At 57.1% G+C, this 26,198-nt stretch carries 23 protein-coding genes; 21 read left to right on the top strand and 2 right to left on the bottom strand.

Annotation, left to right across the window (positions count from 1 at the left end; genetic code table 11):
* Positions 1-10 precede the first annotated feature (10 nt).
* The 11 genes from C1N64_RS20430 (at position 11) to C1N64_RS20380 (ending at position 12,067) form a co-directional block, all read left to right on the top strand.
* Positions 11-949 carry an ABC transporter substrate-binding protein gene (locus C1N64_RS20430; RefSeq protein WP_205955662.1) on the top strand — a complete coding sequence of 313 codons (939 nt, stop codon included), beginning with the start codon at positions 11-13 and terminating at the stop codon, positions 947-949.
* Between the two features lie 10 nt (positions 950-959).
* Positions 960-1,472, top strand: coding sequence for a GNAT family N-acetyltransferase (locus tag C1N64_RS20425; protein WP_058708811.1), 513 nt, complete (start codon positions 960-962; stop codon positions 1,470-1,472).
* A gap of 9 nt (positions 1,473-1,481) precedes the next feature.
* Entirely contained in the window at positions 1,482-2,408 is a 927-nt protein-coding gene (locus tag C1N64_RS20420; RefSeq protein ID WP_058708812.1) for an amino acid ABC transporter permease, read from the top strand.
* Positions 2,392-3,186 (top strand): amino acid ABC transporter ATP-binding protein, encoded by a 795-nt coding sequence (locus tag C1N64_RS20415; protein WP_033739758.1) that lies wholly within the window; start codon positions 2,392-2,394, stop codon positions 3,184-3,186. Before C1N64_RS20420 ends, C1N64_RS20415 begins: the two co-directional genes overlap by 17 nt.
* 9 nt (positions 3,187-3,195) lie before the next feature.
* The gene (locus C1N64_RS20410; protein WP_006118145.1) at positions 3,196-4,095 is read left to right on the top strand and encodes an ABC transporter substrate-binding protein; all 900 of its coding nucleotides are present in this window, start codon (positions 3,196-3,198) and stop codon (positions 4,093-4,095) included.
* A gap of 375 nt (positions 4,096-4,470) precedes the next feature.
* Positions 4,471-5,073: a cupin domain-containing protein gene (locus C1N64_RS20405; protein WP_033739757.1), complete on the top strand. Its 603-nt coding sequence runs from the start codon at positions 4,471-4,473 to the stop codon at positions 5,071-5,073.
* A gap of 301 nt (positions 5,074-5,374) precedes the next feature.
* The gene (locus C1N64_RS20400; RefSeq protein ID WP_367143645.1) at positions 5,375-7,081 is read left to right on the top strand and encodes a lysophospholipid acyltransferase family protein; all 1,707 of its coding nucleotides are present in this window, start codon (positions 5,375-5,377) and stop codon (positions 7,079-7,081) included.
* Between the two features lie 74 nt (positions 7,082-7,155).
* Positions 7,156-8,223 (top strand): ABC transporter ATP-binding protein, encoded by a 1,068-nt coding sequence (locus tag C1N64_RS20395; RefSeq protein WP_367143646.1) that lies wholly within the window; start codon positions 7,156-7,158, stop codon positions 8,221-8,223.
* A gap of 15 nt (positions 8,224-8,238) precedes the next feature.
* Positions 8,239-9,246, top strand: coding sequence for an ABC transporter substrate-binding protein (locus C1N64_RS20390; RefSeq protein ID WP_394515162.1), 1,008 nt, complete (start codon positions 8,239-8,241; stop codon positions 9,244-9,246).
* A 2-nt stretch (positions 9,247-9,248) separates the two neighbouring features.
* A complete protein-coding gene (locus tag C1N64_RS20385; RefSeq protein WP_033739752.1) occupies positions 9,249-10,991 on the top strand; it encodes an ABC transporter permease in 1,743 nt (580 codons plus the stop codon).
* Positions 10,979-12,067 carry an MBL fold metallo-hydrolase gene (locus C1N64_RS20380; protein WP_033739751.1) on the top strand — a complete coding sequence of 363 codons (1,089 nt, stop codon included), beginning with the start codon at positions 10,979-10,981 and terminating at the stop codon, positions 12,065-12,067. Before C1N64_RS20385 ends, C1N64_RS20380 begins: the two co-directional genes overlap by 13 nt.
* Positions 12,068-12,084: 17 nt before the next feature.
* On the opposite strand, the gene C1N64_RS20375 is transcribed toward C1N64_RS20380, so the two are convergent.
* The gene (locus tag C1N64_RS20375; RefSeq protein ID WP_394515161.1) at positions 12,085-13,149 is read right to left on the bottom strand and encodes a LacI family DNA-binding transcriptional regulator; all 1,065 of its coding nucleotides are present in this window, start codon (positions 13,147-13,149) and stop codon (positions 12,085-12,087) included.
* 217 nt (positions 13,150-13,366) lie between these two features.
* Between C1N64_RS20375 and C1N64_RS20370 the strand changes: the two genes are divergently transcribed.
* Both C1N64_RS20370 and C1N64_RS20365 read left to right on the top strand, forming a co-directional pair.
* Positions 13,367-14,674, top strand: coding sequence for an MFS transporter (locus tag C1N64_RS20370; protein WP_033739750.1), 1,308 nt, complete (start codon positions 13,367-13,369; stop codon positions 14,672-14,674).
* Between the two features lie 10 nt (positions 14,675-14,684).
* Entirely contained in the window at positions 14,685-17,048 is a 2,364-nt protein-coding gene (locus C1N64_RS20365; RefSeq protein WP_367143649.1) for a glycoside hydrolase family 31 protein, read from the top strand.
* Between the two features lie 70 nt (positions 17,049-17,118).
* Here the strand turns inward: C1N64_RS20365 and ftnA are convergent, their stop codons facing one another.
* Positions 17,119-17,625, bottom strand: a complete 507-nt coding sequence (gene ftnA / locus C1N64_RS20360) for a non-heme ferritin (RefSeq protein WP_006117595.1) — start codon at positions 17,623-17,625, stop codon at positions 17,119-17,121.
* A 423-nt stretch (positions 17,626-18,048) separates the two neighbouring features.
* Between ftnA and C1N64_RS20355 the strand changes: the two genes are divergently transcribed.
* The 8 genes from C1N64_RS20355 to deoA all read left to right on the top strand — a co-directional run bounded on the left by C1N64_RS20355 (position 18,049) and on the right by deoA (position 26,171).
* On the top strand, positions 18,049-18,648 hold the full coding sequence (locus C1N64_RS20355) for a pentapeptide repeat-containing protein (RefSeq protein ID WP_006117596.1): 600 nt from the start codon (positions 18,049-18,051) through the stop codon (positions 18,646-18,648).
* 347 nt (positions 18,649-18,995) lie between these two features.
* Positions 18,996-20,582, top strand: coding sequence for a peptide chain release factor 3 (prfC, locus tag C1N64_RS20350; protein WP_367143650.1), 1,587 nt, complete (start codon positions 18,996-18,998; stop codon positions 20,580-20,582).
* Positions 20,583-20,837: 255 nt separating this feature from the next.
* Entirely contained in the window at positions 20,838-21,452 is a 615-nt protein-coding gene (gene osmY / locus C1N64_RS20345; RefSeq protein WP_006117598.1) for a molecular chaperone OsmY, read from the top strand.
* 99 nt (positions 21,453-21,551) lie between these two features.
* Positions 21,552-21,713, top strand: a complete 162-nt coding sequence (locus C1N64_RS20340) for a DUF1328 domain-containing protein (RefSeq protein WP_003848537.1) — start codon at positions 21,552-21,554, stop codon at positions 21,711-21,713.
* Between the two features lie 239 nt (positions 21,714-21,952).
* On the top strand, positions 21,953-23,002 hold the full coding sequence (locus C1N64_RS20335; RefSeq protein WP_282498190.1) for a patatin-like phospholipase family protein: 1,050 nt from the start codon (positions 21,953-21,955) through the stop codon (positions 23,000-23,002).
* Complete coding sequence (locus C1N64_RS20330; protein ID WP_367143651.1) at positions 22,999-23,772, top strand: TatD family hydrolase; 774 nt, start codon at positions 22,999-23,001, stop codon at positions 23,770-23,772. Before C1N64_RS20335 ends, C1N64_RS20330 begins: the two co-directional genes overlap by 4 nt.
* 231 nt (positions 23,773-24,003) lie before the next feature.
* The gene (gene deoC, locus C1N64_RS20325; protein WP_033739743.1) at positions 24,004-24,783 is read left to right on the top strand and encodes a deoxyribose-phosphate aldolase; all 780 of its coding nucleotides are present in this window, start codon (positions 24,004-24,006) and stop codon (positions 24,781-24,783) included.
* 59 nt (positions 24,784-24,842) lie between these two features.
* Positions 24,843-26,171 carry a thymidine phosphorylase gene (gene deoA, locus C1N64_RS20320; RefSeq protein WP_033739741.1) on the top strand — a complete coding sequence of 443 codons (1,329 nt, stop codon included), beginning with the start codon at positions 24,843-24,845 and terminating at the stop codon, positions 26,169-26,171.
* Positions 26,172-26,198: the final 27 nt, after the last annotated feature.

The raw sequence follows: 26,198 nt of genomic DNA, 5'->3' as shown, positions 1-26,198 counted from the left end.
GACCTTTGCTATGCAGAAAAAAATGCTGATGGCGCTGATGCTGCTGACGGCCAGCGCTACCAGCCATGCGGAAAGCACCAGCGTCGCGGTAAATGGGCAGCGCGTCAGTCTTGAAGCCAATAAAACACCTGTCCATACCGTAAAGAATGCGCAGGCCATCGCACAGTTGCCCGCCGGTTACCACTTTGCTGTGCCGGGTTCGTTCACGGTGGCGGTGGCGGCCCTGAACTCGCCGCCGCTCACCGTTTTCTCGGACGACAATACCACGCTGTTGGGGAGCGAAGTCGATATCGCGCGACTGGTCGCAGACAGCCTGGGGTTAAAGCTCAACGTGGTGCCCACCTCGTGGGAGGACTGGCCGCTGGGCGTGGCGTCCGGAAAATATGATGCCGCCATTACCAACATCACCGTGACGAAGGCGCGCAAAGCGAAATTCGATTTTGCTACCTACCGCAAAGATTCGCTGGGGTTCTACGTAAAAACCAGCAGCCCGATTAAATCACTCACTCAAGCCGACGATATCGCCGGGCTGCGCATCATTGTCGGTTCCGGGACCAATCAGGAGGCCATTTTACTGGCCTGGGACAAACAAAATCAGGCCAAAGGGCTTAAACCGTTTACACCCATTTATACCAAAGACGATGCGGCACAGACGCTGGCGCTGCAGGCCGGACGTGCAGATGCCTATTTTGGCCCTAATGTGATTGGCGCCTGGAAAGCCGCGCTCAACGGTAAGACTCGTCTGGTTGGCAGTGTGGATGGCGGCTGGCCCAAGGCGGCGCATATCGCCGTGACGGTGAAGAAAGGCAGCGGCTTAGCGCAACCTGTCAGTACGGCGCTGAACGGCGTCATTCAAAATGGCGCTTACCAGAAGGTACTGGATCGCTGGGGCGAAGGCGTTGAACGCATTGACCATTCCGAAATTAATCCACCCGGTCTGGGTGACTGAGGCGCACACGATGAGTCAACAGCAATTCCGTGAACTGTCACCTGATGCACCAGAGTTAGTGCCCATTCTCACCGGCTTATTTGGTGAATATGCGGCCCGCTATGGCGATTACTTCAGCCGCCACAAGGAGCAGGAAAAAACCGAATGGTATCTGCCACCGCACGGCTTATTCATCGTGCTGGAGCGCGACAAGGAGATTATCGCGATGGGGGCGTACAAACCTTACGACGCGCAGACGGCAGAGCTGAAGCGAATCTGGACGCGTGGCGATCTCCGGCGACAGGGGTTAGCCCTGGTGGTGCTGAAAGAGCTGGAGCGACGGGCCCTGCGCGCCGGTTATCAGCGGCTGTTTCTGACTACCGGTTTCCGGCAGCCCGAGGCCGTTCGCTTATATACCGGCCACGGCTATGAGCCGCAGTTCGATCTGAGTGGCGATCTGGAGCGTTACGGGCAGCCACCGCACGATGGCCGCTTACGGTTTATCAAAGTGATTGGCGTGCACAGCGTTGTGCAGGCAAGTTAAGGAGTCAGTATGAACTCTCATCAACATTTACATGTCGTGCCTGCCCGTTATCCTGCCCGCACGCTGGGCGCGGTGGTCGCGCTGTTTATCCTGGCAGGCGTGGTGCAGTCGGTCGCGTTTAATCCACGCTGGGAATGGGGCGTGTTTGCCCGCTGGTTCTTTGATCCCGTCATTCTGCATGGTCTGGGGCAAACGCTGCTGCTAACGCTGTTGGGCACAGTATTCAGCCTGCTTTTAGGCGGGCTACTGGCGCTGGCGCGGCTGTCGTCGTCCTGGCTGCTAAGCAGCCTGGCGTGGGGATACATCTGGCTGTTTCGATCGCTGCCGCTTATCGTGGTGCTGATCATTCTCTATAACTTCTCTTATCTCTACGACACGCTGTCCATAGGAGTGCCTTTTACCACGCTGTCCTGGGGCCATTTTCAGACGATTAACGTGCTGGGGCAGTTTCCGGCGGCCGTCATTGGCCTGACCCTGGTCCAGGCGGCCTACAGTGCAGAGATCATCCGGGGTGGTTTTCTGGGCGTTGATCACGGTCAGGTGGAAGCGGCTTCCGCACTCGGGCTGTCTGCCACGCGGCGCACCTTCCGCATTATTCTGCCCCAGGCCCTACGCGCCATTATTCCCACGGCCTTTAACGAAATTATCAGCCTCGCGAAGGGCACGGCAATGGTCTATGTGCTGGCGATGCCGGAACTGTTTTACACCATTCAGATGATCTACAACCGCAACCAGGAGGTGATCCCCTTACTCATGGTCGGTGCGGCCTGGTATCTGATTATCACCACCGTTCTGTCACTGATTCAGCACAGCGTCGAACGCTGGCTGGCGCGTAGCGTCAGCCGTGAACCCCAACCGTCGCGCTGGCGACAATGGCGCAGCCGCGTCACACCGCTCAATCCTGTTGAGGAGATCAGCCATGTCCGAAGCCATTGATTACCGCGTAGCGCATCGTACCGGGGCCATTAGCATTACCGGGGTCAGCAAACGTTTCGGCAAGCTCAAGGCGCTGGACGACGTCTCGCTGGAACTTGAACCCGGTTCTGTGACGGTGATTCTGGGGCCATCCGGTTCAGGAAAGTCGACCCTGCTGCGCACCATCAACCATCTGGAACGCGTGGACGAAGGCTTTATTCAGATCGACGGTGAGTACATCGGTTATCAGCGTCGGGGAAATACACTCTATGAACTGAAGGCGCGAGCGATACTGCGCCAGCGCGTCAACGTTGGCTATGTTTTTCAGAACTTCAATTTGTTTCCTCATCTCACGGTGCTGGAAAATTTAATCGAAGCGCCGATAGCGCACCGGCAGCTCTCAAAACGTGAGGCGATCATCCGGGCTGGCGAGCTACTGGAGACGGTCGGCCTGCGCCATAAAGCGGATGCCTGGCCGCGTCATCTGTCGGGCGGTCAGCAACAACGCATTGCGATTGCCCGGGCCCTGATGCTGCAACCCCGTGTCATGTTGTTTGATGAGCCGACTTCCGCGCTGGATCCTGAACTGGTAGGCGAGGTGCTGGATGTGATTAAAAAACTGGCCCGCTCCGGCACCACCCTGGTTATCGTGACGCACGAGGTTGGCTTTGCCCGTGAAGTTGCCGACAACGTGGTGTTTATGGTGGACGGGAAAATTGTCGAGCAGGGCAGCAGTGCCCAGGTGCTAAACCATCCACGTCATGAACGCACCCGCCGCTTTCTGGCACGCGTATTATAAGGAGCCGAAATGAAATACGCGTCTCTCACGCTGTTAGCGGTGTTGGTGAGCGGTGCGGTATGCGCCGAAGAAAGACGGGATGCCGCCCAGAATGAACAGCCCATTCATGCACCCGTGAACCCGGAAGCGGTGAGAAAAATCCCGGCGAATTTTCCGTTTGTGGAGCCGGGCACCTTGACCGTCGCCACCTCGGCTATCCACTCACCGCCGCTGGCGCTGCTGGCGTCGGATAACGTGACGCGCATTGGCAGCGATCCGGACATTGCCCGCCTGCTGGCAGACAGCTTGGGACTCAAACTGAAACTGGTGCCGGCCTCCTGGGAGGACTGGCCCCTGGGCATTCGCGCAGGCCGCTATGACGTAGCCATGTTTAACATCGCAGTAACCGAAGAGCGAAAGCAGAAATTTGATTTCGCGACCTATCGTGCCGATAACCATGCCTTTTCGGTCAAAGCTGACAGTCCCCTCCGCGCGATCACCTCACCGGCGGACGTGGCAGGGAAACGTATCATCGTGGCCTCGGGGACCAATCAGGAACGCATTCTGCTGAACTGGGACGCACAGAATCGGGCGAAGGGCTTGCCGCCGGTTACGCCGATCTATCTGACCGATGATGCTTCAGCCACGCTGTATCTGCTATCTGGGCGGGCCGATGTGATGTTTGGTCCACATTCTGTGGCGGCCTGGAAAGTCGCCTCACGGGGCCAGACGAAACTGGTGGGCCAGGGGCCGTTTCGCGCCTGGGTTGCCGTCACGACGAAAAAGGGCAATGGCCTGGCGGCGGCGCTGCAAACTGCACTCGATGGCACGATTGCAGGCGGACAATATCAGCAGGTTTTGCAACGCTGGGGTGAGCAGGATGAGGCGATCACCCATTCCACGATTAACCCACCCGGTATTGTGTACTGATTCAGGGCCTGCAGGCGGATTTTCCCCCACAGGCCCTGACAGTCCAGTGCCAGCACGGGCGAATAATCCCGTCTCATCTGACAGAAGAAGGCTGCGCGGTCAGCCTGTTTTCGCTCATCCCTTCCTGATATAAACAGGCTGCATGGCCGGTTGCCCTGGCAGGTTTTCCCGGCCTGCTCAGCGACGGGCGCATTGTGTTGCGCGTTTTACAGATTAATCCTACCACGATACAAAGCCTTACCGACTTAAGGTGGAATTGTTAACAATTAATTTGGCTTTGGTTAGCGAGTTTGGATGATTGTGTAAATTGTGATGCATGGCGCACATTACATCACCTGCGACCTTTGTCACACTATAGAAAAAAGGAGACATTGTATGACTGCCCAAACTTCCAGTCTGATGTTGCTGATGTCTTTCGCCGCAGGGACATTTTCAGCCGGTGCATCGAATAACCCGCAACATTTGATGTTCGCCAGCCCGTCTGCTGGCGTGCCCAATAATCCGTTGCCGCTCATCATCTGGCCGCGCGTTGTGCCTGAAGAGGAAGAGGACATCGCGCGCTGGTTTGAGACGACGTTTGAAAAAAATGGCTGGCCTTCGGACTGGCGCGATCAGATCTTCCCCTACATGCATTATCATCCCAACACGCATGAGCTGCTGGGTGTGGCGGAAGGCTGGGCTGAAGTGCTGTTTGGTGGGGACAGCGGCCGTATGATTACCCTGCGGGCGGGCGATGCCGTCCTGATTCCTGCGGGCGTTGGGCACCGTCAGGTGTCGGCCAGCGAAGACTTCGTGGCCGTGGGCGCGTATCCCGAGGGCCTGAAGCCCGAGATTCTGCGCGACGAAATCGGCCTGCTCAAACTGTCGCAGGAAAAAGTGAAAAAAGTGCCCCTGCCAACACGCGATCCCTTCACAGGCAAAGCCGGGGCGATGACGGAGATCTGGAATCCCGTTGCCACCATCATGCACCAGCAGTAAGGCAGGGACCCGCTGCACGGTTGCGCTGCCGTTTTTTACGCCGCGCAACCGCCCCTTGTTTCTCCCGGCAAGGGCAAGTGACTGCCACGTCATAGCCGACTTTTCCCCCTTTACGCCGCGTTTCGCTCTGGCGAAATTGTCTTTATTAACCTACTGTTTTTAGTAAATAAAATCCGTGTTTCCATGCGTTCTCAGCAGACTGTGCTGACAATTTTGCCCTTCGATTTGTCCCGATTCATAAAAGTGCAAACATCGCGACTTACTTTCGCTGTATCTCTGGGACAGGCACGAAAGGTTAACTATGTTTTCAGTCGATCAGGTTATTGAGAGTTTCTGGCCTAACCAGCGTCCTGCCAACTGGCAGAAACGGATGCTGAAGTGGGTGTTGCGTGAAGATGAATTCCAGCGCTTTGCCGCGCGCTATCCGCACCTGAAAGGGCTGGATATGGTGGAGCAGGTACTGGAACACCTTGATGTACGCTGCGAACTCAGCGAGCGCGATCTGGAACAAATTCCGCCGCGCGGCCCGGTCGTGGTGGTGGCGAACCATCCGCTGGGCACGATTGATGGCATGGCACTCCTGCATGCGATCTCCCAGGTGCGCCGTGATCTCAAAATCGTGGCAAACCGGTTGATTATGTTACTGGAGCCGCTCAACAGTCTGATGTTGCCTGTCGACAACATCGGTAACCGTACCAGCCGCCAGCAGCTGCAACACATGCAGCAGCACCTCAATAATCAGGGCGTACTGATTATTTTCCCTGCCGGGGAAGTTTCCCGTCTCACCAGCGCGGGCGTTCGCGACCGTGAATGGCATCACAGCTTCCTGCGCCTTGCCGCGAAAGCCCGCGCACCGCTGGTACCGGTGCACGTTGAAGGGCGTAACAGCTCCCTGTTTTACACCACCGCCAAAGTCGCCCCACCGGTGGCGATGCTGATGCTGGTGCGTGAAATGTTTAAGCAGCGCGGCATGCGCATCAAACTGCGCATTGGGGCACAGATTCCGTTCGCGCACTGGCACGATGGTCACACGCCAGGCAAAGAGCTGGCAAAACGTGTGCGTAAACATGTCTATCGCCTGGGGCAGGGAAAAAAGGGGCTCTTCCAGACCGAATCCGCTATCGCCCTGGCGGAAGACCGCGCTGAACTGAAGAAAGCGCTACTGCAAAGCGAGCTGCTGGGAACGACCACCGACGGTAAGCAGATCTATCTGTGGCGACGCAACGGCGCAACCTGGGTGCCAATCCTGCGCGAGCTGGGCCGGTTGCGTGAAATTGCGTTTCGCGCCGTGGGCGAGGGCAGCGGACGTCGTCGTGACCTGGACAGCTACGATGATGACTATTATCACCTGATTCTGTGGGATGACGCCGAACTGGAAATCGTCGGTGCCTACCGGTTTATTCCGGGTGGCGAACAACTGGAACGGCGCGGAATGGAAGGTCTCTACAGCCACAGCCTGTTCCATTACGATGAACGGATGATCCCGATCCTGCGCCAGGGCATCGAGCTGGGCCGTAGCTTTATTCAGCCAGCCTATTGGGGCAAACGTGGACTGGATTACCTCTGGCTCGGCATTGGTGCCTATGTCGCCAAATATCCCGAAGTACGCTATCTGTTCGGGCCGGTCTCGATTTCAGGCACCATGCCGCTGGCGGCGCGTGATTTGCTGGTGGCGTTCTACCGCATCTACTTCCCGACAGATTTTCCGCTGGCCACCTCACGCTGCCCGTATCCGGCCTCGCTGCCTGACGTGCTGGCACAGTTCAGCGGTAATGATTACAAAGAGGATCTGCAGCGGCTGAAACAACTGCTCAGTAACCTTGGCGCCGCGATTCCGACCCTGTACAAACAGTACTGCGAAGTGTACGAGCCGGGCGGCGTGCAGTTTATTGATTTCGGAAGCGATCCCGATTTTAACAACTGTATTGATGGGCTGGTGCTGGCGGATCTCACCAAAATCAAGCCGTCGCGCTATGAACGTTACGTGGCGGTGCATCTGCCGAAGTAGCGGGATGTCACGGTGCTGTCATCAACGTGTCGTAACGTTTAACGCAGGACGTTTATGGCAAAGGCACAGTAGATATGGCCGCACTCTCTCTCACCGGGCTGCATAAGGCCTTCGCGGCGCAGCCGGTTATCCATGACGTAACGCTTAAGATCCAGCAGGGCGAATTTGTCGCCGTGCTGGGTCCGTCCGGCTGCGGCAAGACAACCTTGCTACGCCTGATCGCCGGATTCGAAACCCTGGATCGCGGCGAGATTCGGGTGGACGACACCGTGTTTGCTGCTCCGGATTTTCACCTGCCTCCGGAACGTCGCGATCTTGGCGTGGTGTTTCAAAACTACGCGCTGTGGCCGCACATGACGGTGGCCGAAAACGTGGGCTACAGCCTGAAAGTCACCGGCGTAAACCGAACTGAACGGGCGGATCGCATCCGGCAGGCCTTGACGCTGGTCGATCTGCTGGCGTTTGCCGATCGGCACCCGGCCGATCTCTCCGGGGGCCAGCGTCAGCGCGTGGCGCTGGCGCGTTGTCTGGTGGCCAGGCCACGGCTGGTGCTGCTTGATGAACCCCTGGCTAACCTTGACGTACATCTGCGCGCGGCGATGGAAGACGAATTTCGCCGTTTTCATCGTCACAGCGGCGCGACGCTGATTTACATCACCCACGATCAGCGTGAGGCCATGGCACTGGCCGATCGTATTGTGGTGATGGAGGGTGGTCAGGTGATGCAGTTTGCCTCGCCACAAACCTTGTGGCGCGAACCGGCCAACGAGATGGTTGCTACCTTTATCGATGAAGGACGTGTGCTACCGATACAGGATATTGAACCCCTGGAACAGGGCGTGGCATCGGTCATGCTCTGCGGTACGCGACTACGGCTGCGTTGTGCCGCGCAGCAGACAGCCTTACCTTATGGCAAAGCCAGTTTCCATCGCGCCAGTTTCCGCCTGGCCCAGGGCGAAACCGGGCATTTTGCCGCGCAGATCACACGTCTGGTCTACCGTGGCGGTCATTACGACGTCCATCTGTCTCCCTCGGCAGCGCCTGATGTGTCTTTTACCCTGGCCCTCGACGACGTTTCTGCGCTTACGGTTGACGATACCGTCGGCATTATCGTGACTGACGGCTGGATTCTCCCCGCATAAAGGACTTCAGACAGTATGAAAAAGGCTATTTTCACTTCGGTGACCTCGCTGCTGTTTACCGTATTGCTGGCAGGCTCAGCGCTGGCGCTGGCGCAGGCGGCAGACCAGCCCACCGGTAAACTGGTGGTGTACACCTCGCAGGCACCGGAAATTGCACAGCAAACGATGGATGCGTTCAAAGCGGCCTATCCCGATATTCAGGTGGAGTGGACGCGCAACGGCACCACGCAGTTAATGAACGTGCTGCATACGGAAATGATGAGCGGCAGAGTCAAGCCTGATGTGCTGCTGGTCGCGGATGCCATTAATCTCGGCGCGCTGAAGAAAGAGCAGCAGCTCTATGCCTATCAGGACGCCCCCGTTGCACACCTGAAGCCGTCCTTCTACGATCGTGACAAGACCTTTTTTGGCACCAAGATCATTGCCACGGTCATTGCCTACAACACGCAACGGGCCAAACCGGTCAACAGCTGGAACGCATTGCTCAACGCCGATAACAAAGGCCAAATCGCGATGCCGAGTCCGCTCTATTCCGGGGCGGCCTTGTACAAACTCCATACCGACATCGCCACGCCTGACATCGGCTGGAACTTCTATAAACAGCTGGCGGCGCTGGGCATCGCGCCGCAGGGAGGCAACGGGCCAGCACTGAAAGCCGTGGCGAGCGGGATGGATAAATATGGCGTGATCACCGATGCCGATATTATCCGGGCGAAAAAGCAAGGATCGCCGATCGATCTGGTGTATCCCAAAGAGGGCGTGTCTTACGTCACCGAACCGGTTGCCATTATGAAATCCGTCCACAACCTGCCCGCTGCGAAAGCCTTTGTGAATTTTTTACTGTCAGAGCAGGGCCAGAAACTGGTGGCCGATCAGGGCAACCGGCCGGTTGACGATCGCGTAGCCGCGCCGGAAGGCTTTGCTCCGGTTGCGCAGATCAAACTGCTGACGCCGGACGTGGAAAAGGCGGTTGCGGATGATGCGCAGGTGCGGGCGCAGTTTACCGCACTGTTCGGAGGCTGAGCATGAGCGTGCTGAGTCACGACAGTCAGCCTCGCTGCTGGCATCTTACACGCGGGCGTTTTCGCGCCGAGCCGTGGGTGCTGGGCGTGCTGGTGTTGATGATTGGGCTGCTGTCGGTGGCGCCTTTTGCCCGGCTTATCTGGACGGCGGTAGCGCCGCAGGGCGTCCCCGATCTGACGCGGCTGGCGCAGTTGCTGGTCAGTCGGCGGGTCCTCAGTGCAACGCTCAATACCTTGAGTATCGGGCTTTGTGCCACACTGTTGTCGCTGCTGCTGGGCACGCTCGCTGCCTGGCTGGTCGCGCTCAGCGATATGCGCGCCAAAGCAGCCTGGGTTTTTGCGTTTATTCTGCCCTTGATGATTCCGCCCCAGGTGACCGCGCTGGCCTGGCTGCAGGCGCTGGCACCGGGTAGCCTGCTGGCCTCACTGTTTCAGTTACTGGGTTTACCCTGGTTCGCGCCAGGCGATCAGCCGCTCTTTTCATGGGGCGGCATCGTACTGCTGCTGGGCCTGCACAGCGCGCCGCTGGTGTTTCTGACGGTACGGGCCGGTCTGCGGCGTTTACCCGCCGAACTGGTGGAAGCGGCGCGTATCAGTGGCGCGTCACATGGGCAGATTCTTCGCACCATCATTTTGCCGCTGGCGCGTCCGGCCCTGTTTGCCGGCGCCGCGCTGGCCTTTGTCGCGGCCGTCGGCAATTTTGGTATTCAGGCCATGCTGGGCATTCCGGCGCGCCTGCCGACGCTTATCACCCTGGTCTATCAACAGCTTAACGCGACAGGTCCGGGTGCGTTGCCGGACACGGCTGTCTATTCGTTGCTGATGGCGCTGATTAGCCTGTCGGGCATGTTGCTGAGCGGCTGGCTGGGCGGACGGCGCGATGTCCGCGTCAGTGGATCCCCGCAGGCGTGGCGACAACCGCTACAGGGCGCACGTTTGCCGACAGAAATTCTGGCCTGGCTGTGGATGGTCGCAACGCTTATCCTGCCCGTCAGTGCGTTGCTGACCAGCGCGTTGACGCGGGGTTTTGGACAGGCTCTGACGTGGCAAACCCTGACGCTGGAAAACTTTTTTCAGGCGCTGTGGGGCTATCCCGCCATCCGCCATGCTTTTGCAACCAGCCTGTGGCTGACCGGGCTGGCGACGCTGATCCTGACCGCCATGGCGCTGTTTCTGGCTTTTTTTCTGAGCTGGCAGCGTACCCGACTGGTTCGCGGCCTGTGGTTCGCCAGCGAGCTGACCTATGCGCTGCCCGGTATTGTCACTGGCGTGGCGGCAATCCTGTTTTTTCTGCCGCCGCTTCCGCTGCTGGACGTGTCGATTTATGGCACGGTCTGGATCATTCTGGCCGCCTATCTGTCCAACTTTCTGGCGCTGGTGTTGCGGCCTGTGCTGGCTGGCTTCGCGCAAATCGAACCTGCGCTTGATGAAGCCGCCCGTCTGTGTGGCGCAGGACTGATGCGCCGTATGCGCGATATCTTACTGCCGCTGGCCGCACCCTCCGCACTGGCAGGCGGTCTGTTGGTGTTTCTTACCGCGTTAAACGAAATTCAGGTATCGGTTCTGCTGGTGACATCGGAAACGCAAACCCTCGGTCCCACGATTATCTTTCTTGATGAAGGCGGATCTGCGCCGCTGGCGGCGGCGGTGGGTTGCCTGATGATACTGGTGGTTCTGACGTTAATGCTGCTGGCGACGCGTTTAACGCGTCGTCTGCCACAGGGTACATTGCCATGGCAAGCCTGACCGTTGTGAGCGGGGTGGGCGGCAAATTGCCCGCGGCGTTCCTGCTGGAGATTCAGGGCTATCGTCTGCTGTGGGACCTGGGTGCCGGGCCGGAGCCGGGCGTCAGACCCGATCTGGCCGCCATCGGTCAGGTTGATGCGATCTGCCTGACCCATTCTCATCGCGATCATACCGGGGCGCTGGACAGCTGGCAGCAACTGGGCTCGCCACCGGTTTACGCGACGGACATCACCTGGCAGCAGTTGGGCGACGGTCCGGTGCCTGCGCGCTGCCGACATGCGCTGCCTTTACAGGGCCAGTGCGCCGTAGGGCCACTGAATCTGTTTACCGGCCGGAGCGGACATTCACCAGGATCCGTGTGGCTTCATCTGCCTGTCGCTGGCGGCATCACCTATATGGGTGACTGGAGCCGCGAGTCATTATTGTTACCGTTTGACCGCCCACCACGGGCGCGCTGGCTGATTACCGATGCGTCCTACGGCGACCGTCATCAGCGTCTGCATCAACAGGTCGACGCGCTGGTGCAGGCGGCCCGACACGGGGCGGTGGTCACGGCACCGTTACATGGCAGAGGGCCAGAGATGGCCCTGCGACTGCGCAGCCAGGGATTACCGGTCAGGCTGTGTCCGCAGGTGCGCGAGGAAGTCTCCCAGTTGCTGGCGCAAAAAACGTTACCGGCCGCCACGGCGCTGGCGTTACTGCCGCTGCTGCGCGAGCCGACACCGGCACGCTGGCAACCTGACAGCGTAATCGTGGCTGCCGATGCGGTCGCCGACAGCGGTCTGGCGGCCACGCTGAGCCACTGCCCTGAGTTTACCCTGATTTTTAGTAGCCACGTCGCCCGCGGGACACGAGCCTTTGAGATGCTGCAAAACGGGCTGGCGCAGTGGCTGCCCTGGAACGTTCATCCGCCGCTGGACGATCAACTGGCCCTGATAAAACACTGCGGAGCCGAGCAGGTGATCCCCGCCTTTGTCGCACCCGAACAGTGTCAGCAGTTGATGGCCCGTGCGGGTAGCACGCTGTGCTGGCAGCGTCACTTCACGCTGTCATCCCGCTGGGAGAGTTTTGTCTGACGCTTTAGCAAACGGCTTCAACTGTAAAGCCCGTACTGCTGTACCGGCGCATGGCCCGGATTATCCCGGATGCGGCGTACCGAATCGCGCACCACCAGTTTGCCGTTCAGCAGCAGGTTACCCGGAGGAAGATCCGGATCTAACCGGAGCGACTGAAGAATTCTCACCGCGGCTTCGCCCAGCTCATCGCGTGGCACCTGTACCGAGGTTAAGGGGATCTCCTGAACGGTCGCCAGGTTAAAACCATCCATGCTCATCACCGACACATCCTCCGGCACCCGCAGGCCCGCCTGCTGTAACGCCTGAACCGCCCCGGCGGCAATATAATCGCCGCTGGCCAGAATGGCCGTGGGCCGCTGCGCCTGAGGGCAATGGCGCAGGTAGTCGCTCAGCCGGTCGCGGGCGTCATTGCTGCTAAAGCTGTTCAGCGTTAGCAGATGCTGACGACTGTCGAAGCGCAGATTCATGGCATGCCAGGCATCACGGACGCCCTGTAGCCGCTGCTCCATCGTGTAGCGCCGCAGGCAGTGCAGCGACAGGATTTGCCGGTGGCCCTGTTCAAACAGATAGCGTGCTGAGAACTCGCCAATCAAATGATGATCGGGGGAGACCGACGGCAGGCGCATCCGGCGGTCGCGGGCATTAATCAGCACGCAGGGCTTGTGCATTTCAGCGGCCAGCTGATGGATATGTTCATCATCAATACCAATCACCAGCGCAGCTTCGGTCTGCTGCATCTTATCGATAAACAGTGCCGCATCGCTGTCGACTTCTTCCAGCGGGCAGTAGCGCACCCGGACATCGTGCGGTTTCACGGCTTCGCTGATCCCCTGGATCACCTTGTAATAGAAAATATCCGTACGGATATCGAAGGCACGCGGCGGCGCAAACACGATCAGGTCATTAAGCAGCAGCCGGCCATGGTGCAGGTTGTCCAGCACACCTTGCTGTTGGGCAATACGCAGTACCTTGTCGCGCGTGGCAGGGCGAATGTTGGCTTTGCCGGCCAGAACGCGTGAAACCGTGCTCACCGACATACCGCTCAGGGCGGCAATTTCGCTCACTTTTAAGCTTTGTTTCATTCTGTGATCGCCCTCAAGTCTGCAAATGAAAAATTTTTCATAAAGTGCTGAATCGTGTCCTTTCTGGTGTGAACGGACATTTTTGTTGTGCTGCAAGCTTGCCATGAAAAGAGTTGCAAAAAATTGGCTGTACCCACGTTTTGCGCTTTTTTAAGGTCGGGGCAGAGAGAAGTTTGTTCACGGCAACGTGATAATCACTGGCTACAGGAGCGTCATCATGAGTCTCGACTCAACCTCTGCCCGCAGCGCATCGCGCCCGCTGCGGATCATAAAAAATCTGCGCTGGTGGATGCTGGGCATGTTTCTGCTTGGCGTGACGGTGAACTACATCACCCGAAACTCCCTGGGCATTCTGGCCCCTGAACTGAAAAACACCCTGAATATGAGCACCGAGCAATATTCCTGGGTCGTTGCCGCCTTCCAGCTGGCCTACACGTTGTTTCAGCCCGTGTGCGGTTGGTTAATCGATGTCATCGGTCTGAAGATGGGCTTTCTGATTTGCGCCGTCATCTGGTCGATCACCTGCCTGCTGCACGCCGGGGCGGGAAGCTGGCTGCATCTGGCGCTGCTGCGCTTTGTGATGGGTGCCTCCGAAGCGGCGGCGACGCCGGCCAACGCCAAGGCCATCGGCGAATGGTTTCCGAAAAAGGAACGTCCGGTTGCGGCAGGCTGGGCGGGCGTGGGGTTCTCTATTGGCGCGATGCTGGCACCGCCCATCATCTATGTCGCCCATATCTCCTTTGGCTGGCAGGGCGCGTTCCTGCTGACCGGCGGCCTTGGCCTTATCTGGGTCGCGCTCTGGTGGTGGGGTTATCACTCACCGGAACGCCATCCTCGTTTGTCGGATGAAGAGCGGGATTTTATTACGCAGGACAAGGAAGTCATCGGTGAAAAGTTACCGTTCTTTACCGCGCTGAAAGTCATCGGCAAAGAAAAGAAATTCTATGGCATTGCCATTCCGGCCTTTTTAGCCGAACCCGCCTGGGCCGTGCTGAGCTTTTGGGTGCCGCTCTACCTCGCCAATGAACGCGGCATGGATCTGAAACAGATCGTGATGTTTGCCTGGCTGCCCTTCCTGGCGGCAGATATTGGCAGCGTGGCCAGTGGTTATCTGACCAAAATCTATGTGCGCTGGTTTGGCTGCACCCGGGTGAACTCGATCGTCGCCAGTTCGATCACCGGTGCGGTGCTGATGATCTCGCTGGCGTTAATGACGCTGGTTAAAGATCCCTACCTGGCCATCGCGCTGATCTCCATTGGTGGCTTCGGTCATCAGGTGATCTCCTGCATGTTGAGTGCGCTGGTGGTAGAGCGTTTTGATCGCCGCCAGATGGCGACGGTCAACGGCATGCGCGGATCCTGCGCCTGGATCGCCAGCTTTATCTTCTCGCTGATTATCGGCGTCACCGCCGACACGATTGGCTTCAATCCCCTGTTTATTGCCATGGGTTTCTTTGACCTGATTGGCGCGGTTTTCCTGGTGATGTTTATCGCCGAACGCCGCCAGAATATTGCTAAAAATTGAGGGTAACCTGATGAAAACGCTTAAGACATGGACGCTCCATCAGCAGGCAGCGCACTTCGTCGAACTGAAAACCGAGCAGCGTCACTTTTTACGTATTTACGTATTGGAAAGCGGGCTGATGCGCGTGTTATTAAAACGCGACGGGGAGCTGGCATTAAACCGGACCTGGAGCATTGCGCCTCAGGATGATGTGCCCTGGCAGGGGCGCGATCGGGAATCGCTGGAAGGCTTTTCGTTGCCCGCATTCACCTATGAACAGGGGGCGCAGTTTGTTCGCCTGACCACCGACCGGCTGCGCGTGACGGTGCATTCGCCGTTGTACCTTAGCTGGGAGCATTTCGATGGTACCGAGTGGCAGCCGCTGGCGGCCGATCGTCATACCGGGGCTTATCTGCTGAACATGCATGGCGATGGCGTTGAACATTACCAGCGCCGTCAGCCGCAGGATCGGGTGTATGGCCTGGGCGAAAAGAGCGGGGAGCTTAACCGGGTTAATCGCCGCTATGAGATGCGTAATCTGGATGCGATGGGCTATAACGCGGCCAGCACCGATCCGCTCTATAAACATATTCCCTTCACGCTGACCCAGCGCGACGGCGTCAGTTTTGGGCTGTTTTACGATAATCTTTCCAGTAGCTGGCTCGATCTGGGCAATGAGCTGGATAATTACCATCTGCCTTATCGCCGCTATCGTGCAGAGGCGGGCGATCTGGATTACTACATGATGCTGGGGCCGACGCTGCTGGATGTGACCAAGGCGTTTGTGCGCCTGACGGGCCGAACGCTCTTTCAGCCGAAATGGAGCCTGGGCTACAGCGGATCCACCATGCACTACACCGATGCGCCGGATGCGCAACACCAGCTGCTCTCCTTCATCCAGCTGTGCCGTGAGCATGAGATCCCCTGTGATTCGTTCCAGCTGTCATCCGGTTATACCTCGATTAATAACAAGCGCTATGTCTTTAACTGGAACTACGACAAAGTGCCCAATCCCGAGGCGATGACCGCCGCGTTCCATGATGCCGGGATGAAGCTGGCAGCCAATATCAAACCCTGTCTGTTACAGGATCATCCGCGCTATGACGAGGTGGCGGCTCAGGGACTGTTTATCCGTGATTCTGAGCAGGATCAGCCAGAACGCTCCGTGTTCTGGGACGACGAAGGTTCGCATCTGGATTTCACCCATCCCAAAACGGTGGCGTGGTGGCAGGAAAACGTCACGGAGCAGTTGCTGAAAAAAGGCATCGACGCGACCTGGAACGACAATAATGAATATGAAGTCTGGGACGGCGAAGCGCGCTGTCATGGCTTCGGCCAGCCGATTGCCATTAAGCATATTCGTCCGGTCATGCCGTTGCTGATGATGCGCGCCTCGCTGGAAGCCCAACAGCGTTTTGCCCCGGAAAAACGCCCGTACCTGATTTCCCGTTCGGGTTGTGCCGGTATGCAACGCTATGTGCAGACCTGGAGCGGGGATAACCGGACCAACTGGCAGACCCTGCGCTACAACATCCGCATGGGACTGGGGATGAGCCTGTCAGGATTGTTTAACGTGGGGCACGATGTCGGCGGCTTTGCCGGGGATAAACCGGATCCGGAGCTGTTTGTGCGCTGGGTTCAGAATGGTGTTATGCATCCGCGTTTTACCATTCACTCATGGAATGACGATCACACCGTGAATGAGCCGTGGATGTATCCGGAAGCCACGCCAATGATTCGCGAGGCGATTCGCCTGCGTTACCGGCTGATGCCGTATCTGTATACGCTGGCATGGCAGGCCAGCGCGCACGATGAACCGATGCTGCGTCCGACTTTCCTGGACCATGAGAACGATGCACGGACCTATGATGAGTGCGATGACTTTATGCTGGGACGCGACCTGCTGGTCGCCAGCGTTGTGGAGCAGGGCGCGCGTACCCGATCCGTATATCTGCCCGAGAATCCACACGGCTGGTATGACTGGCATAACGGCAACTGGCTGGCGGGCGGACAAACAGTTACGCTGGATGCACCGCTGGATCGCCTGCCGCTGCTGGTGCGCGCAGGTGCCGCGCTTCCGCTTGGCCAGTGTGAAACCACCACCGATGCGCAACGTGACAACGTGCGTGAACTGCAGGTATGGCCTGCGCCGGGCAACGCCACGACCCACGGTGAGCTGTTTGACGATGACGGCGAGTCGCACGGCTGGCGCCAGGGCAATGCACTCTGGCTGAGCTGGACGTTAACCAGTAGCGCGTCGCGGCTGGATCTGACGGTCGAGAAGCGCGGGGATTATCTGCCAGCATGGCGGGAAATGACGGTTATCTTACCGCCGGGTGAGAAACGTACGTTGTGGATCAACGGTGAAATGACGTCATGCTATCGGCTGGCATAAGCCGTAACGTGTCAGACCGGTAGGGTTTGTCACAATAACCACCGGCCCACCTGCGTGGGCCGGTTTGTATTCAGGCTGAGTGCGTTTCAGTGCTCATGCGTCCCAGGTCTTTATCTACCAGGAACAGGCCATTGCCGCCTTCACCGACCATCGCCAGTTTGTCCAGTACGGTTTTAAACAGCTTCTCTTCTTCATGCTGTTCCGCAACGTACCATTGCAGGAAGTTGAAGGTCGAATAGTCCTGGGTGGTCATTGCCGCATGGGCCAGCTCGTTAATCTTACTGGTGATCAGCTTTTCATGATCCAGCGCCTGAATCAGCACTTCGTTCAGTGAATTGTAGGCAACAGGCGGGGCTGCGATGGTACCCAGCACCGGCATCGCACCGGTATCGCTCAGGTAGTTAAACAGGCGCTGCATGTGTTCCATTTCTTCACGTGAGTGCATTTTCAGGAAGGACGCTGCGCCCTCATAGCCTTTATCGCTGCACCACGCACTCATCTGTAAATAGAGATTCGCGGAGAAAAATTCCAGGTTCAGCTGGTCGTTTAAACGCCCAGTCATTTCAGCAGTCAGCATGGCCGCGTCCTTATTTCATTGTAAATAGACAGGTGATAAGTGATGAATTATGCATCAGGCTAATAAGAAATGTGAAGCGTTTTGTTAAAAAAACACCATTTTATCTGATTGATTTAAAAAGAATTATTTCAACTCTTGAATGCGAGCGATTATCATTGTGGTCTGCTTTTCTGCCTGTGTCTGAGCCAGGTTGTGCCGGACGCGCGGGCGTGAAGGCGGTTTATCCAGTCGGCCCGGATCCGTCAGTGGACCGCGTTCTGCGGCGTTCTGCTACTGTCCGGAAACCGCTTTTTCCCGTCCCGGTGATAAGGTAAGGCCATAATCGCGTCAGGAAGCATGAGCAGCATTACACTGGTGTGCCTGGCCGGGGTTTACTATGCGGAGCGGGGCCTGTGTCTTCGCACGAAAGAGGATGGCGTAAAAATGCAATCTTTGGAAAGCAACACTGAATACTATGATGCGTGTTTTACCACCTGCGATCTCAGCGAACGGGTGCTCACGCAGGCGCATTTTGAAGACTGTGAATTTACGCACGTTAACTTTACCTCGGCGCGCTTTTCAGCCTGTAAATTCATTAACTGCGTCTTTACGCACTGTAACCTCAGTCTGGTCGATCCGTCCGGCACCCGCTTCTTTGGCGTTCACTTTAACGACTGCAAGCTGACCGGCATGGACTGGACGAAAGCCTGGTGGCCTGATTTTTACCTGGACCATGAATTGCACTTTTCAACGTGTATCCTGACCAGCGGATCGTTTTTTGGTCTGCGGCTACACGGCGTGAAAATGGAAGGATGCAAACTGATCGAGGTGGATTTCAGAGAGTGTGATTTAACGGGTGCCACGCTGACCGAGTGTGACATGACGGGCAGCCTGTTTCATCACACCGTGCTGCGCGGGGCCGATCTGACGGAATCCTGGCATTACGCCATCAACATCTTTAACAACACAGTCGAAAAAGCCCGCTTTTCGCGGCTGGAGGCGGTTTGCCTGCTGGAAAGTCTGGGCATTGAGCTGGTGGATTAACCCGCTGGCGAGGCGGCGGGATGAATACCGTAAAGACGGGAGAAAACCCGGCGTCATTTCCCCCGCGTTGACTTCACCAGTAGCCATCTGCTGCACAGTGAACCGCTGTTTGCCGGTGGCGCGACTTTCTCTTCCGTCCGCTGTAGGCCAATAGCGCAAAATATTGTATGCTATGCCGCCTTAAAGTTGACCAGGTAACCGGAATCACGCCAATGTAACTTTGCGCTCATCCCGCGACGACAGAAAGTCGCATCTGGCACCGTTTACTCGCCGGTAAAATTCTGCCGGCCACCGTGATTTATCTGCTGCGCCTGAGAGTGCGTGGCTACGTTGAGAAGAATTCACTCATGTCTAATCCCTTTTTAGAAGAGGTGGCACGCCGCCGCACCTTCGCGATTATCTCGCACCCGGATGCCGGTAAAACTACCATCACCGAAAAAGTTCTGCTGTTCGGACAGGCTATCCAGACCGCCGGTACGGTAAAAGGCCGTGGCTCTAACCAGCACGCAAAATCCGACTGGATGGAGATGGAAAAGCAGCGTGGTATTTCGATTACTACCTCCGTTATGCAGTTTCCCTATCGTGACAGCCTGGTAAACCTGCTGGATACACCGGGACACGAAGACTTCTCCGAGGATACCTATCGTACGCTGACGGCGGTCGACTGCTGCCTGATGGTGATCGATGCGGCGAAAGGCGTCGAGGATCGTACCCGTAAGCTGATGGAAGTAACCCGTCTGCGCGATACGCCGATCCTGACCTTTATGAACAAACTTGACCGTGATATCCGCGATCCGATGGAGTTGCTGGATGAAGTGGAAAGTGAGCTAAAAATTGCCTGCGCGCCCATCACCTGGCCGATTGGCTGCGGCAAGCTGTTTAAAGGCGTTTACCATCTCTACAAGGACGAAACCTACCTGTATCAGACCGGCAAAGGTCACACGATTCAGGAAGTCCGCATCGTTAAGGGCCTGAACAACCCTGACCTCGATGCGGCCGTCGGGGAAGAGCTGGCCTCGCAGCTGCGTGACGAGCTGGAGCTGGTGCAGGGCGCATCACACGAGTTTGAACTGGACGCGTTTCTCAGCGGTCAGCTGTCGCCGGTGTTCTTCGGAACCGCACTGGGTAACTTCGGCGTAGATCATATGCTGGATGGCCTGGTGGCGTGGGCGCCGCGCCCTATGCCGCGCCAGACCGATACCCGCACCGTTGAAGCCAAAGAAGAGAAATTCACGGGCTTCGTGTTTAAAATTCAGGCCAACATGGACCCGAAACACCGTGACCGCGTGGCCTTTATGCGCGTCGTGTCGGGGCGTTATGAAAAAGGCATGAAGCTGCGTCAGGTCCGTACCGGCAAAGATGTAGTGATTTCGGATGCGTTGACCTTTATGGCGGGCGACCGTTCGCATGTGGAAGAAGCCTATCCGGGCGACATTATCGGCCTGCATAACCACGGCACCATTCAGATCGGCGACACCTTTACGCAGGGTGAAAACATGAAGTTTACCGGGATTCCGAACTTCGCCCCCGAACTGTTCCGCCGTATCCGCCTGCGCGATCCGCTTAAGCAGAAACAGCTGCTGAAAGGATTAGTCCAGCTGTCGGAAGAGGGGGCAGTGCAGGTGTTCCGCCCGGTGCATAACAACGACCTGATTGTCGGTGCGGTCGGTGTGCTGCAGTTTGACGTGGTGGTGGCGCGCCTGAAGAGCGAATACAACGTCGAAGCCATCTATGAGGCGATTAACGTGTCGACGGCGCGCTGGGTTGAATGCAAAGACGCCAAAAAATTTGAAGATTTCCAGCGTAAAAACGAGGTCAACCTCGCGCTGGATGGCGGCGATAATCTGACCTATATCGCCCCAACAATGGTGAACCTGAACATCACTCAGGAGCGCTATCCTGAAGTCATTTTCCGCAAAACCCGCGAGCACTAATCGCGTTTTCCGGGCCATTCTCCCTGGGAATGGCCCGGTTTCCCACGATACAGAACCCTCCTAAAACACGCTTTTTCCTCGCTTTTGACGCACGATCAACCAGTTACCCGAGCAAAGTGCCAAATCCCGACTATCCTTATTTCATCGGACGGTTAAAGAGACTTATTTCTCCATGCGTCCTGTGCCGCAGTAGCGTTGTTTGCTGCTCTTGCGCCCACAGTCTGGGGCGAATTAACAGATAGAAGGATGATATCGATGCACACAACTAAGCTTACTAAAACATTAATGGCTGCAATGGTAGGTACCGCACTGTTAAGCGGAAACGTCTTTGCAGAAGAGTCCGCGTCTCAGAAAGCGTCACAAACCGCTGACAGCGCGGGCGCGAAAATCGACAGCTCAATGAAGAAAGTCGGTGGCTTTATGGACGACAGCGCGGTGACCGCGAAAGCGAAAGCGGCGCTGGTGGATGACGACTCGATTAAGAGCACCGATATTTCGGTCAAAACCCACAACGGCGTTGTGACGCTGAGCGGTTTCGTGACTTCACAAGACCAGGCGGAAAAAGCCGTGGCCGTGGTGAAGAAAGTGGAAGGCGTGAAATCCGTTAGTGACAAGCTGCACGTAAAAGACGTGAAAAAGCAGTCCATGAAAGGTTATGCCGGTGACGCTGCCACAACCAGCGAAATTAAAGCTAAGCTATTAGCAGATGACAAGGTTCCTTCACGTAACGTGAAAGTTGAAACCACCGACGGTGTGGTACAGCTCTCAGGTGAAGTGGCGAACCAGGCGCAGTCCGATCGTGCCGAGAGCATCGCGAAAGCTATCGAAGGCGTAAAAAGTGTTAAAAACGACCTGAAGGTCAAGTCTTAACATGACTCCGTGCGGCCTCTGTCCGGGCCGCACAAATAAGAATACCCATCCTGGGATGAAACAAGCAGTTCAATATTAAAAATGGTTAAGGAGAGGCTTATGTTTCGTTGGGGCATTATTTTTCTGGTGATTGCACTGATCGCCGCTGCATTAGGTTTTGGTGGCCTGGCCGGTACCGCAGCATGGGCAGCGAAAGTCGTGTTCGTGGTGGGTATTATTCTGTTCCTCATCAGCTTGTTTACTGGCCGTAAAAAGCTATAGCGATGACCCAGACAGGTTAACGCTGGCATAGTCAGCGTTAAACGGAGACCAGTTATTTGTCGCGAAAGGTAGTGTGAAGCAAAGGATGCTTCATATTCGCAACGAAGTGTTAAAAAGCGCAACGCTAATAGCACAATTAATGGACACTCTGGCTGGTTCTCCGTGCTAGTATCGACCCACAATTAACTCCCTGCATTCTCTTCATTCGTATTTCGGGATCCCACTCTGAGGTCGGTACATTGGGTATACGTATTCCCGTGACGCTCGGGGCCATTGAACCCCTTGCACTCACACCGTTTAAAGCCAACAAAATTGCCTTAGTGTGCGAGGGCGGCGGCCAGCGCGGCATTTTCACAGCAGGCGTTCTGGATGAGTTCCAGCGGGCAAAATTCAATCCCTTTCAGTTGCTGTTAGGCTCTTCTGCTGGTGCGCAGAACCTTTCCGCTTATATCTGCGGCCAGCCGGGCTATGCACGTCGGGTGATTACCCGCTATACCACCAGTAAGCTGTTCTTTGACCCCGTGCGTTTCCTGCGCGGCGGTAATCTTATCGATCTCGACTGGTTAATTGATATCACCCGCAGCGAATTTCCACTGGCCATGACCAGCGCAGAAACCTTGTTTGCTTCGGGGCGGCAATTTTACATGTGCGCCTGTCGCAGTGATGATTATGCCCCCAGTTACTTTGCCCCCACAGCCAGTAACTGGCTGGATATTATTAAGGCTTCCAGCGCCATTCCGGGCTTTTACCGTTTGGGCGTGGATCTGGAGGGCATAAGCTATCTGGATGGCGGCGTCAGCGATGCGATTCCCGTGCGCGAAGCGGCAAAACGCGGGGCCGATACCATTGTGGTCATCCGTACCGTGCCGTCGCAGATGTTCGATGTGCCCCGTTGGGTGACCCGTATGGAACGCTGGTTCAGCGGCGGGGCGCTGCAGCCGATGATCAAGATTCTGCACCATCACGAGCAGACCTATCGCGAAACCCAGCAGTTTATTGAAAAGCCGCCGGGTGATTTACGTATCATCGAAATCTTCCCGCCGCGCGTGTTAGCCAGTAACGCACTGGGCAGTCGTATTGCCGCGTTGAATCAGGATTACCATCTGGGGCGCCGCTGTGGTCGCTACTTTATTGCCACGCTGGGGCAATGGCTGAGCGATGCCGAGCCCCACACAGGGCTGGATATTGTGGTCCCTTCTGCGCCGGTGGCAAATGAGCCGGGGGATATCGCTCCGGTCATCCCGCTGACCGGCAACGATGGCACTTATGGCGAGGGTCCGCTGACATGAGGTTCGTTGATACCCACTGTCACTTTGATTTTCCGCCGTTTGTGGACGCGGCCGACGTCAGTCTGCGCCAGGCTGCGGACGCGGGCGTAGAAAAAATTATTGTGCCATCGGTCGAGGCAGGGCGCTTTGACCTTGTTTGCCAGTTAGCCCGGCAGCACCGCGCGTTATATGCCGCACTCGGCCTGCATCCGATTGTGACGGAGCAGCACGATGAGCAGCACCTCGCTCAGCTTGAAAGCCTGTTACAACAGCGGCCCCCAAAGCTGGTGGCCCTCGGTGAGATCGGCCTGGATCTGTATCGGGACGATCCGCAGTTTGATAAGCAAACCTTTTTCCTGGATGCGCAACTGAAGCTGGCGAAACGTTACGATCTGCCGGTGATCCTGCATTCGCGCCGCACGCACGATCAGCTGGCACTGCATCTGCGTCGGCAGGCTGTGCCACGGCGCGGCGTCGTACATGGTTTTGCCGGTAGCCTGCAGCAGGCGCAGGCGTTTATTAAGCTCGGCTATGCGATTGGCGTAGGCGGCACGATTACATATCCCCGCGCCAGTAAAACCCGGCAGACGATTGCCCGTTTACCGCTCTCGTCGCTGCTGCTGGAAACCGATGCGCCTGATATGCCGCTGAACGGCTACCAGGGCCAGCCAAACCGACCCGAGCGCGCCGTTTTAGTCTGGCAGGTGTTGTGTGAACTGCGTGACGAGCCGCCCGCCGAAATCGCCGACGCGTTATGGCACAACAGTCATGCGCTGTTTTCGCTTGCATAATCCCCGCCGTCACATCGTGTTTTGGTGAAATGTTATAATAGTAACATCCCTGTGGCTGAATTATACTGGCTTCCTTGCGCCATACCTTGCATATAATCTAAATTTTCGCTGAGTGTTTGCAGCCGTTTCATACTTTTATGTGATTTTGTGCACACAAAATGGCCGTTATCATTGTTAATATTATCACATTCAAGGGTGGGCGAACGTTTACCCGATGTTCTGGAGATCACCATGACCGATATTAAACAGCAGGCCCTGCGCGCCCTGAAACTGATGGATTTAACCACGCTGAACGAGGATGACACCGACGAGAAAGTGATCGCGCTCTGTCATCAGGCGAAATCTCCGGTGGGTAACACCGCTGCCATCTGTATTTATCCGCGTTTCATTCCCGTGGCGCGTAAAACGCTGCGTGAGCAGGGCACGCCTGACGTGCGCATTGCCACCGTAACCAACTTCCCTCATGGCAATGACGATATTGAGATTGCGCTGGCCGAAACCCGTGCCGCCATCGCTTACGGCGCTGATGAAGTGGATGTGGTTTTCCCTTATCGCGCGCTGATGGCAGGCAATGCGCAGGTCGGCTTTGATCTGGTCAAGGCCTGCAAAACCGCCTGTGCGGAAGCCGGCGTTTTACTGAAGGTTATTATCGAAACCGGCGAACTGAAGCAGGAAGCGCTGATTCGTCAGGCCTCTGAAATTGCGATTGATGCCGGGGCTGACTTCATCAAAACCTCAACCGGTAAAGTGCCGGTCAACGCCACGCCGGAAGTGGCGCAGATCATGATGAGCGTCATTCGCGACAAAGGTGTGAAAGCGCAGGTTGGCTTCAAACCGGCAGGCGGCGTTCGCACCGCTGAAGATGCCGCTGTCTATCTGCAGCTGGCGGATGACACGCTGGGTGCCGACTGGGCCGATGCCCGCCATTTCCGTTTTGGTGCCTCCAGCCTGCTGGCAAATCTGCTCAACACGCTTGGGCACAGCAGCGACACCAGCAAGTCGGGTTACTGATTCATCCGGGCGGCTCACGGCCGCCTCTTCTCCTCTTTCCCTGACGTAAGGGGGCGACATTGTACCTCGCACAAGAAATCATTCGAAAAAAACGTGACGGCCAGGCGCTGACTGAAGACGAAATTCGTTTCTTCATCAACGGGGTGCGCGATAACAGCGTGTCCGAAGGGCAAATTGCCGCACTGGCAATGACCATCTATTTCCACGATATGTCACTGCCGGAGCGCGTTGCGCTGACCATGGCGATGCGGGATTCCGGCACCGTCCTGAACTGGGCTTCACTGAATCTGAACGGGCCGGTGGTCGACAAGCACTCCACGGGCGGCGTGGGCGATGTGACCTCGCTGATGCTCGGACCCATGGTGGCGGCCTGTGGCGGCTATATCCCGATGATCTCCGGACGCGGACTGGGCCATACCGGCGGTACGCTGGATAAGCTGGAGGCGATTCCCGGTTTTGACATTTTCCCCAGCGATGACCATTTCCGCCAGACCATCAAACAGGTTGGTGTGGCCATCATCGGGCAAACTAACTCGCTGGCACCGGCGGATAAACGTTTTTACGCGACCCGCGATATCACCGCCACCGTGGATTCCATTCCGCTGATTACCGCTTCGATCCTGGCGAAAAAACTGGCCGAAGGCCTGGATGCGCTGGTGATGGATGTCAAAGTCGGCTCCGGCGCCTTTATGCCGACCTGGGAAGCCTCTGAGAGTCTGGCGCAGGCCATTGTGGGCGTGGCGAATGGCGCGGGCTGCCGTACCACGGCGCTGCTAACAGATATGAATCAGGTCCTGGCTTCTTCGGCGGGCAATGCCCTGGAAGTGCGCGAAGCCGTGCGCTTCCTGACGGGTGAGCAGCGCAATCCGCGCCTGCTGGACGTGACGCTGGCCCTGTGCAGCGAAATGCTGATTTCCGGCAAACTGGCGGCTAACGAAACCGACGCCCGTGAACAACTTCTCGCCGTGCTGGATAACGGCAAAGCCGCAGAGGTATTTGCCCGCATGGTGGCAGCACAACGTGGCCCAACCGATTTCGTTGAGCGCTACGACAGCTACCTCACACCCCCTGTGATGAGCAAAGCGGTTTATGCCGATGGCGCAGGTTACGTCACGCAGATGGATACCCGCGCGTTAGGCATGGCGGTGGTTGCGATGGGCGGTGGACGTCAGCGCGCCAGCGACGCCATTGATTACAGCGTGGGCTTAAGCGACATGATCGCGCTGGGCGAGCGGGTGGACGCTTCACGCCCGCTGGCGGTTATTCATGCCAGCAGCGAAGCGCACTGGCAGCAGGCCGCCGCCGCTGTCAAAGCGGCCATCACTCTGGGGGACAGCGCCCCGGCCACCACACCGGTGGTTTATCGCCGTGTGACTGAAGCGGGATAACGCGGATAACAGACTGTATACCGGAGA

The sequence above is a fragment of the Pantoea sp. SGAir0215 genome, assembly GCF_043543215.1.
Note: the sequence above shows the minus strand (reverse complement) of the source record. Positions and strands in the feature narration are given on the sequence as shown.